Genomic DNA, 9,367 nt, shown 5'->3' with positions numbered 1-9,367 from the left:
ATGACCTTCGCGACCAGCTACCGAGCCGTCGTCGACCAGCGGGGTCGGCTATGTGCGGGCATCGACCCGCATGCCGCCCTGCTGGAGCAGTGGGGGCTCCCGGTCACCGTCGACGGGCTGCGCGCCTTCGCCGACGCCGCAGTGGCCGGCCTGGGTCCGGTCGCGGCGGTCATCAAACCTCAGGTCGCGTTCTTCGAGGTCTTCGGTTCCGCAGGTTTCGCGGTCCTCGAGGACGTGATCGCCGGATGTCGCGCCGCCGGGGCGCTGGTCCTGGCCGACGCCAAACGCGGCGACATCGGCTCCACGATGGCCGCGTACACGGGAGCCTGGCTCGACGACGCGTCGCCGCTGTGCTCCGATGCGGTCACCGCGTCGCCGTACCTCGGCTTCGGTTCCCTCGACCCGATGATCGGGAAGGCCAAGGAGACCGGCCGTGGGATCTTCGCGCTCGCGCGGACGTCGAACCCCGAAGGCGGGGCAGTGCAGACCGCCGACGCGGGCGGTCGCACGGTCGCCCAGTCGATCGTCGACGCCGCCGCCGAGACCAACGCCGACGGCTCGGGAACCGTCGGCGTGGTGGTCGGAGCGACGCGCCAGCACGGTCTCGACCTGAGTGCACTGGGCGGACCGGTGCTGTCGCCGGGGCTCGGCGCACAGGGGGCCACCGCCGCCGATCTCGCGCGGATCTTCGACGGGGCCGACCTGTCGTGGCTGCTTCCGGCGGCCAGCCGCAGCATCCTGGGGGCCGGCCCCGACCCGGCCGCGTTGGCCGCGGCCGCGGCGCGGACGCGCGATGAGATCGAGAGCGCGCTGGGTTGACCGGCTGACTAGACGCTGCTGATCTTGTCGCGGAAGGCGGCGATCGCGGGCCAGGTCTGGTTCTGCGCGGCCTCGCCGGTCAGCAGCCCGAGGTGGCTGGTCTCCACGGTGTGGAACTCGGTGTAGACCGAGTCGGCGAACAGCGCGACGCCGTGCTTCGCCGCGGCGTGGCTGACGATGGCGTCCTTGTGCGATCCGACCATGAACACCGGCGTGGTGATGGACGCCAGGTCGACGGTCAGGTCGTCGAAGTGCAGGGTGCCCTGTGAGATCTCGTCGCGCAGGATCAGGTTGACGAACATCTGCTCGCTCACCCGGCCGGGGTAGCCGGGCAGGGAGCTCTGGAAGCGATCGATGACCTGCATCCGGATCAGGGCGTCGGTGTCCCGCAGATTCTGCAGGATGTACTTCGGTTTCAGCAGCTCCCGGTCCCACGCCGTGGCTCGGTAGGCCAGCCGCACCGCCGGCCCCGGGATTCCGCCCAGGGCGCGGATGGCGTACGTGAACGGACGACCGCCGGTGGGGCCGAGGAGCTTCCGGACGATGGGGTACGGCTCGATCTTCTTGTAGTCCAGCGGGGTGCCGACCGTGATGACCGACCGGATGGGCAGTTCGCGGTGCGCGCCTGCCGTGAGCAGCGACAACGTTCCGCCAAGACTCCACCCCATCAGGTCGACGGCGTCGGGAGCCGACCGGAAGTCGTCGACCACGTCGCCGATGGCGCGCGGGATGATCGAGTCGATGTAGGTCTCGAATCCGAGGTGGCGATCACGGTAGGTGACGTCGCCCAGATCGATCACGTACGGGATGGTCCCGATGCTCAGCAGGAACTCGACCACCGAGTTGCCCGGCTGGGCGTCGGGCGCGAGGTCGTAGCAGCGCGCGGGAACCGCGAGCGGCGGCACCAGAAGTACCGGGACCTGGCCGGCAGCGCGGGCCGCCGCCAACTGGGCCGACGAGCCGTACCGGACGAGCCGGGCGTGCGGTCGCGTGGACAGCATGGTGCTCTCGGTGGTGGCAGTGGGCGCGAGATCGTTGGTGAGGACACGCGCGAGGGTCCGAAGGTCGCTGAGCATGGAGCGGAGGGTACCTTGTTCGACGCCCCTATCGACAACACGCAGGGCGCGCCGATGCGGATGACGCGTCGCGAGAGCGGTTCCAGGTACCGTTTGTGCTGGTCCGCTTGCATGGGACACGGCGTCGAGCGTTAGGCTTGAACCGATTCGCTCGCAGGGACTCGTCCCGCCGAGGCGAAAACACACGAGATGTTCGTATAGCGTCGCGTGGACAAACCGAACTGTAGAAACGAAAGACGGAGGAACCGTGGCTCTTCCCCAGTTGACCGATGAGCAGCGCGCAGCAGCACTTGAGAAGGCGGCTGCCGCTCGCCGTGTTCGTGCCGAGCTCAAGAACCGTTTGAAGAGTGGCGGCACCAACCTGCAGCAGGTGCTGGCCGACGCCGAGAACGACGAGATCCTCGGCAAGATGAAGGTCTCTGCGCTCCTCGAGGCACTGCCGAAGGTCGGCAAGGTCAAGGCGCAGGAGATCATGACCGAGCTGGAGATCGCTCCGACTCGTCGTGTTCGCGGCCTGGGCGACCGTCAGCGCAAGGCCCTGCTTGAGAAGTTCAGCTCCTGAGCGTGACTTCGGAGCAATCCCGACGGAGGGGCCGACTGGTTGTACTGGTCGGCCCCTCGGCCGTCGGCAAGTCGACGGTCGTCCGTCGGTTACGTGATCTGGTGCCGGAGCTGTGGTTCAGCATCTCGGCGACCACGCGTGACCCGCGACCCGGTGAGATCGACGGGCGCGACTACCACTTCGTCAGCCGTCCCGACTTCGACGCGATGATCGATCGAGGGGAACTGCTCGAGTGGGCCGACATTCACGGTGGTCTGCAGCGTTCGGGAACGCCGGCGGCGCCGGTGCAGAGCGCGCTGGCGTCCGGGCTGCCAGTTCTTCTGGAAGTGGATCTGGTCGGTTCGCGCAACGTGGTGTCCGCCATGTCGGAGGCGATCACCGTCTTCCTCGCCCCGCCGAACTGGGACGAACTGGTGCAGCGGCTCAAGGGTCGCGGAACCGAATCGGCGGAGGACATCGAGCGTCGATTGGCGACCGCGCGCACCGAAATGGAGGCGCGTGATGAGTTTCAGCACGTCATCGTGAACGACGATGTCGACGTAGCCGCCAAACAGTTGGTAAACTTGCTGGTTGGGCCGTCCTCGGACGAGACAGCCCAGGCACATACTTCGCAGGAGAGTTGAGTTGAGCACTCAGACCGAGATCGAAACCGGCGACATCGTGGACGAGGCCGTCTACGACACCCCGCTGGGCATCACCAATCCGCCGATCGACGAACTGCTTGAGCGCACCTCGTCGAAATACGCGTTGGTGATCTACGCGGCCAAGCGCGCGCGTCAGATCAACGACTACTACAACCAGCTCGCCGAGGGCATCCTCGAGTACGTCGGCCCCCTCGTGGAGCCGGGCGTCCAGGAGAAGCCCCTCTCCATCGCGATGCGCGAGATCCACTCGGACCTTCTCGAGCACACCGAAGGCGAGTAGGCCCCGCAGGTGTCGAAAGCGCACATCCTGATCGGTGTGGGCGGTGGAATCGCCGCGTACAAGGTCTGTTCGGTGATCCGTCACTACACGGAGGCCGGCCACGACGTTCGCGTCATGCCGACCCGCGCTGCGCTCAACTTCGTCGGCGCAGCGACGTTCGAGGCACTCTCCGGCAACCCGGTGACCACCGAGGTCTTCGACGACGTCGACGAGGTGGCGCACGTCGCCCTCGGTCGGCAGGCCGACCTGGTGATCATCGCCCCCGCGACCGCCGACCTGATGGCGCGGGCGGTTGCCGGTCGAGCCGACGATCTGCTCACCGCCTCGTTGTTGACGGTGAGCTGCCCGGTGTTGATGGTCCCCGCGATGCACACCGAGATGTGGGAGCATCCGGCGACCGTCGACAACGTCGCGACCCTCCGACGTCGCGGCGTCACCGTGATGACACCGGCGGTCGGCCGGCTGACCGGCGCCGACACCGGTGCCGGCCGCATGCCGGAGCCGTCGGAGATCGCGGCACTGGGCGACCTTCTGCTTCAGCGATCCGATGCGCTGCCGTACGACCTGTCGGGTGTCCGCATGGTCATCAGCGCAGGCGGCACACGCGAAGCGCTCGACCCGGTTCGCTATCTCGGCAACCACAGTTCGGGCAAGCAGGGCTACGCCCTGGCCCGAGCCGCCTCGCAGCGCGGCGCCCACGTCACCCTGGTGTCCGGCGCGACGTCGGACCCCGGCGATCCGGCGTCGGTCGAGATCGTCGACGTCGACTCGGCGGTCGAGATGCAGCGGGAGATGTCCGAGCGTGCCCGCGACGCCGACGTGGTGATCATGGCTGCGGCCGTGGCGGACTTTCGGCCGATCGCCGTCGCCGACGCCAAGATCAAGAAGGGCGCCGAAGGTCCGGCGCCCATCCACCTCGACACCAACCCCGACATCCTCGCGGGCCTGGTGCGCGATCGCGCCGACGGCAAGATCGCGCCCGGAACAGTGATCGTCGGGTTCGCGGCCGAGACCGGCGACGCCGACGGAGGCGTCCTCGATCACGGTCGCGCCAAGCTGCGCCGCAAGGGCTGCGACCTGCTCGTGGTCAACGCGGTCGGCGGCGGCAAGGCCTTCGGCACCGAGGACAACACGGGCTGGTTGCTGAGCGCCGACGGCCAGGAGACCGGGCTGCCTTTTGGCTCAAAGACGTTGATGGCGAGCAGAATCCTTGACGAAGTCGCCTCTCTCGTGCCAGATGGACGGGTGCACCCGGGAACCGACCGGGGCGGCAACACACTTACGAACCCTGTTCCCGCGAGGGACAACACCGAGAGGAACCGATGAGCGGCTCTGCGTCCCGTCTATTCACGAGCGAATCTGTCACCGAGGGTCACCCCGACAAGATCTGCGATGCGATCAGTGACTCCATCCTCGATGCGATGCTCGCGAAGGACCCCCGCGCGAAGGTCGCCGTCGAGACGCTCGTGACGACCGGGCAGGTGCACGTGGCGGGCGAGGTCAACACCACCGCCTACGTCGACATCCCGACCATCGTGCGTGGGAAGATCCTCGAGATCGGCTACGACTCGTCGACCAAGGGCTTCGACGGCGCCTCCTGCGGCGTCAACGTCGCCATCGGTGCGCAGTCCCCGGAGATCGCCCAGGGTCTGACCGAATCGCACGAGAAGCGCACCGGCACCGGCGAGGACGATCTGGACTCGCAGGGCGCGGGCGACCAGGGCTTGATGTTCGGCTACGCCTCGGACGAGACGCCGGAACTGATGCCGCTGCCGATCGCGCTGGCGCATCGGATCTCGCGTCGCCTCACCCAGGTCCGCAAGGACGGGATCCTTCCGTACCTGCGTCCCGACGGCAAGACCCAGGTCACCATCGAGTACGCGGGCGACACCCCGGTCCGCCTGGACACCGTCGTGGTGTCGACGCAGCACGCCGCCGACATCGACATCGACGGCATGCTGACGCCCGACATCCGCAAGCACGTCCTGGAGCCGGTCTTCGCCGAGCTGCAGCTGCCGGTGAAGCTCGACACCTCGAACCTGCGACTGCTGGTGAACCCGACGGGCAGCTTCGTGCTGGGCGGCCCGATGGGCGACGCAGGTCTCACCGGGCGCAAGATCATCGTCGACACCTACGGCGGCATGTCCCGTCACGGCGGCGGCGCCTTCTCGGGCAAGGACCCCTCGAAGGTCGACCGCAGCGCCGCCTACGCGATGCGCTGGGTGGCGAAGAACGCAGTGGCGGCGGGGCTCGCCAAGCGGGTCGAGGTCCAGGTGGCCTATGCGATCGGCAAGGCCGCCCCGGTCGGGCTGTTCGTCGAGACCTTCGGAACCGAGAAGGTGGACACCGGGATCATCCAGAAGGCGATCTCGGAGGTCTTCGATCTCCGTCCGGGCGCCATCGTCCGCGATCTCGAACTGCTGCGGCCGATCTACGCGCCGACCGCGGCGTACGGTCATTTCGGACGCACCGACGTCGACCTTCCGTGGGAGCGGACGGATCGCGTGGACGCGCTGCGTGCCGCCGCAGGCCTCTGAGCGGGCCGTATTCTCACCGATGTGACAGTCGATGAGCAGGCTGTGAAGCCTGCACGCAATCAACGGGTCGCTGCTTCGCAGCGGCCCGTTGCTCGCGTTCTCCCGATGCTCGGGCTGGCCCACCTGGACCGTCCTTTCGATTATCTCGTCGACACCAAGACGGACGCGCAGGCGCAGGCGGGCGTCCGAGTCCGCGTGCGCTTCGCGGGGCGTCTGGTGGACGGCTACCTCCTGGAGCGCGTCGAGCGGAGCGAGCACCACGGCAAGCTGTCGTGGCTCGACCGCGTGGTCTCGCCCGAACGCGTCCTGACCGACGAACTGGCGACCCTGTGTCGGGCCGTCGCGGATCGGTACGCGGGCACGCTGGCCGATGTGCTGCGCTCGGCCATTCCGCCACGGCATGCGCGGGTGGAGAAGGAGCCGACGAGCCACGACGTACTGCCGCCCATCGAGGCGCCAGTCGTGAACGGGTGGGGCGCCTACGATTCCGGCTCGCAGTTCGTCGACGCCGTGGTGGACGGCGGGCACCCGCACGCGGGCTGGCAGGCGCTGCCGGGAGAGGACGTCGCGGCGCGGCTGGCCGAGCTCGCCGCCTGTGCGGCGGCCGCCGGGCGCGGCGTGGTGATGGTGGTACCCGACCAGCGTGATCTCGACCGGCTCGAAGCCGCCTGCGAACCCCTGCTCGGCGAACAGTGCGTCACGCTGGCCGCCGGGCTCGGACCCACCGCCCGGTACCGGCGCTGGCTGTCGGTGCTGCGGGGGAGGGCGACGGTGGTGATCGGGACCCGCAGTGCGATCTTCGCGCCCGTCCGGGACATCGGGCTCATCGTCGTGTTCGACGACGGCGACGACAGCCTGGACGAACCGCGGTCGCCGTATCCGCATCCCCGAGAGGTCGGAGTGCTGCGAGCCCACGCGGCGGGGGCCGCGCTGCTGGTCGGGGGCCACGCGCGCACCGCCGAGGTGCAGGCGCTGGTGGAGTCCGGGTGGGCGTTCGACGTCGTCGGCCCGCGAACGACGGTGCGCGAGCGGATGCCCCGCGTCGACGGCCTCTCCGACGAAGATCGGCGGATCGCCGGCGACCCGTTGGCACGGGCAGCGCGCATTCCGGGAATCGCGTTCGACGCCGCCCGACGGGCACTGGCCGCCGACCAGGCGGTGTTGTTCAGCGTTCCCCGACGCGGCTACCTGCCGTCGGTGTCGTGTGCGCGGTGCCGCGCCCACGCGCGATGCCGGGCGTGCAACGGCCCGCTGCAGATGTCCGACCGCGGCGATCTCGCGTGCCGCTGGTGCGCTCGACCGGAGAATCGGTTCGTGTGCCCGGCCTGCGGTGGCACCGCGGTGCGGGCACTGATGGTCGGCGACCAGCGGACCGCCGAGGAATTGGGCCGGGCTTTCCGCGGCGTACCGGTGATCACATCGTCGGGCGACAAGATCGTCGACGAGATCCCGGAGGGTCCCCGCGTGGTGATCGCGACGCCCGGGGCGGCGCCGCGCGCTCCCGGCGGCTACGGGGCCGCCGTCCTGCTCGACACCTGGGCCCAACTGGACCGCGAGGACCTGCGTGCCGCCGAGGAGGCGGTGCGCGCCTGGATGGCGGTCGCGACGCTGGTGCGACCCCGCGGCGACGGCGGTCGGGTGGTGGTGGTCGCCGACGCCTCCGAAGCCGCGGTGCAGGCGCTGATCCGTTGGGATCCGATCGGTTTCGCGTCGATCGAACTCGGCCACCGCGTAGAACTCGGCTTTCCGCCCGCCGTCACGATGGCCTCGGTGGACGGTCCGCCCGCCGCGGTCTCGGCGTTCCTCGACCTGCTCGACATGCCCACCGACGCCGAGACCCTCGGACCCGTGCCGCTGCCCCCGGGGGTACGACGACCCGCGGGTCTGGACGATTCCGGACCCGTCGACCGCATCCTGTTGCGGACCCCGCGCGTGGCCGGCCGCCAACTCGCCGAGGCCCTCCGCGCTGCGCAGGCGCTCCGCAATGCGCGCCACGACGACACCGCAGGCATCCGGGTCCAAATAGATCCACCTACGATTGGTTGACATGAGGCTGGTGTTCGCCGGCACGCCCGATGTGGCCGTGCCGACCCTGAAGGAATTGCTCGACTCCGACGACCACGAGGTGGTCGGCGTCATCACCCGACCCGACACCACCGCGGGCCGCGGTCGACGCGTGGTGCGGTCGGATGTCGGGACGCTGGCCGACGCGCACGGGATCGAGGTGATCACCCCGGCCCGGATGTCCGAGCCGGAGGTCGCCGAGGCGCTGGCGCGCTGGAACGCGGACCTCGGGGTGGTCGTGGCCTACGGCGGCCTGATCCCGCAGAGCATCCTCGACGCCCTCCCGCACGGTTGGATCAACCTGCACTTCTCGATCCTTCCCGCCTGGCGCGGAGCTGCCCCGGTCCAGGCGGCGATCGCCGCGGGCGACGAGATCACCGGTGCCAGCGTCTTCCTGCTGGAAGCGGGCCTCGACACCGGCCCGGTCTACGGAACCCTCACCGAGCGAATCCGCGACACGGACACCTCCGGCGACCTGCTGGGACGGCTCGCCGTATCCGGTGCCGGCTTGGCGCGCGCCGTGATCGACGGCATCGAGGCGGGCGAACTGGTGCCGGTGGCACAGCCCGAAGACGGGGTCTCCCACGCCGCCAAGATCACCACCGACGATGCACACGTTCGCTGGGACCTGCCGTCGCACCTGATCGGCCGTTCGGTGCGGGCACACACGCCGGCGCCGGGCGCCTGGGCCATGCTGGGCGATGCCCGCGTGAAGCTCGGCGCGGTGACACCCGTCGACGGCGACGACAACGTCCCCGCCGGACTCGCACCCGGGGTCCTCGGCGTCACCAAGAAGGCGGTGTTCGTCGGAACGGCGTCCGGTGCGGTGCGGCTGAGTACGGTGCAGGCACCGGGGAAGAAGTCGATGAACGCCGCCGACTGGGCGCGCGGCAGTCGGCTCGACGGAACGGAGAAGTTCGCATGACCGATCGACCCAGGACCGATCATTCTCAGCGCGGCCCCCACAAGGACGGCGGCACCAAGCCGAACAAGTTCCGCGACAAGGACATAGATCCGGCTCGCATCGCCGCCCGCGACGTGCTGCGCGCGGTCCGCGAGCGCGACGCCTACGCCAACCTGCTGCTGCCGAAGATGCTCCGCGAACGGAAGATCACCGGCCGCGACGCGGCGCTGGCCACCGAGCTCACCTACGGCGCCGCGCGCTCGATCGGGTTCCTCGACGCGGTGATCGCGGCCGCCGCCGGTCGCCCCGTCGACGAGATCGACGGCAAGCTCCTCGACGTCCTTCGGCTCGGCGCCTATCAGCTGCTCCGCACCCGCATCGGTTCGCACGCCGCCGTCTCGACGTCGGTGGACATCGCCCGCGCCGAGAACGGCATGGGGCCGTCGGGCTTCGTCAACGCGGTGCTCCGCAAGGTCAGTCA

10 protein-coding genes are annotated in these 9,367 nt (G+C 69.5%); 9 read left to right on the top strand and 1 reads right to left on the bottom strand.

The features are described from left to right. Entirely contained in the window at positions 1 to 819 is an 819-nt protein-coding gene (gene pyrF / locus GX543_RS13565) for an orotidine-5'-phosphate decarboxylase (protein WP_290852583.1), read from the top strand. An 8-nt stretch (positions 820 to 827) separates the two neighbouring features. On the opposite strand, the gene GX543_RS13560 is transcribed toward pyrF, so the two are convergent. Next, positions 828 to 1,895, bottom strand: coding sequence for an alpha/beta fold hydrolase (locus GX543_RS13560; RefSeq protein ID WP_290852581.1), 1,068 nt, complete (start codon positions 1,893 to 1,895; stop codon positions 828 to 830). Between the two features lie 247 nt (positions 1,896 to 2,142). On the opposite strand from GX543_RS13560, the gene mihF reads away from it, so the two are divergent. From mihF to GX543_RS13520, 8 genes are all read left to right on the top strand, one after another. Next, positions 2,143 to 2,457, top strand: a complete 315-nt coding sequence (gene mihF, locus GX543_RS13555) for an integration host factor, actinobacterial type (protein ID WP_006894812.1) — start codon at positions 2,143 to 2,145, stop codon at positions 2,455 to 2,457. A gap of 2 nt (positions 2,458 to 2,459) precedes the next feature. Continuing rightward, the gene (gmk, locus tag GX543_RS13550; RefSeq protein WP_290852578.1) at positions 2,460 to 3,080 is read left to right on the top strand and encodes a guanylate kinase; all 621 of its coding nucleotides are present in this window, start codon (positions 2,460 to 2,462) and stop codon (positions 3,078 to 3,080) included. Between the two features lies 1 nt (position 3,081). Beyond that, a complete protein-coding gene (gene rpoZ / locus GX543_RS13545) occupies positions 3,082 to 3,381 on the top strand; it encodes a DNA-directed RNA polymerase subunit omega (RefSeq protein ID WP_290852576.1) in 300 nt (99 codons plus the stop codon). 9 nt (positions 3,382 to 3,390) lie between these two features. Further along, positions 3,391 to 4,707, top strand: coding sequence for a bifunctional phosphopantothenoylcysteine decarboxylase/phosphopantothenate--cysteine ligase CoaBC (gene coaBC, locus GX543_RS13540; RefSeq protein ID WP_290852575.1), 1,317 nt, complete (start codon positions 3,391 to 3,393; stop codon positions 4,705 to 4,707). After that, complete coding sequence (metK, locus tag GX543_RS13535; RefSeq protein WP_290852574.1) at positions 4,704 to 5,918, top strand: methionine adenosyltransferase; 1,215 nt, start codon at positions 4,704 to 4,706, stop codon at positions 5,916 to 5,918. The genes coaBC and metK overlap by 4 nt, the downstream gene beginning before the upstream one ends. A gap of 105 nt (positions 5,919 to 6,023) precedes the next feature. Continuing rightward, positions 6,024 to 7,964 carry a primosomal protein N' gene (locus GX543_RS13530; protein ID WP_290852663.1) on the top strand — a complete coding sequence of 647 codons (1,941 nt, stop codon included), beginning with the start codon at positions 6,024 to 6,026 and terminating at the stop codon, positions 7,962 to 7,964. Position 7,965: 1 nt separating this feature from the next. Next, positions 7,966 to 8,907, top strand: coding sequence for a methionyl-tRNA formyltransferase (fmt, locus tag GX543_RS13525; RefSeq protein WP_290852573.1), 942 nt, complete (start codon positions 7,966 to 7,968; stop codon positions 8,905 to 8,907). Continuing rightward, a partial coding sequence (locus GX543_RS13520) for a transcription antitermination factor NusB (RefSeq protein ID WP_290852572.1) occupies positions 8,904 to 9,367 on the top strand: 464 nt, incomplete at its 3' end. The genes fmt and GX543_RS13520, both read left to right, overlap by 4 nt.

It is taken from the genome of Gordonia sp. (in: high G+C Gram-positive bacteria) (genome assembly GCF_012515855.1).
In the GTDB taxonomy this organism is placed as follows: Bacteria; Actinomycetota; Actinomycetes; order Mycobacteriales; family Mycobacteriaceae; genus Gordonia.
The sequence above is the reverse complement of the archived record's forward strand: the minus strand, read 5'-3'. Positions and strand labels throughout refer to the sequence as shown.

Coding starts and splice junctions, on each gene's coding strand:
- pyrF (WP_290852583.1), top strand. CDS start 1: ATGACCTTCGCGACCAGCTACCGAGCCGTCGTCGACCAGCGGGGTCGG.
- GX543_RS13560 (WP_290852581.1), bottom strand. CDS start 1,895: ATGCTCAGCGACCTTCGGACCCTCGCGCGTGTCCTCACCAACGATCTC.
- metK (WP_290852574.1), top strand. CDS start 4,704: ATGAGCGGCTCTGCGTCCCGTCTATTCACGAGCGAATCTGTCACCGAG.
- GX543_RS13530 (WP_290852663.1), top strand. CDS start 6,024: ATGCTCGGGCTGGCCCACCTGGACCGTCCTTTCGATTATCTCGTCGAC.
- fmt (WP_290852573.1), top strand. CDS start 7,966: ATGAGGCTGGTGTTCGCCGGCACGCCCGATGTGGCCGTGCCGACCCTG.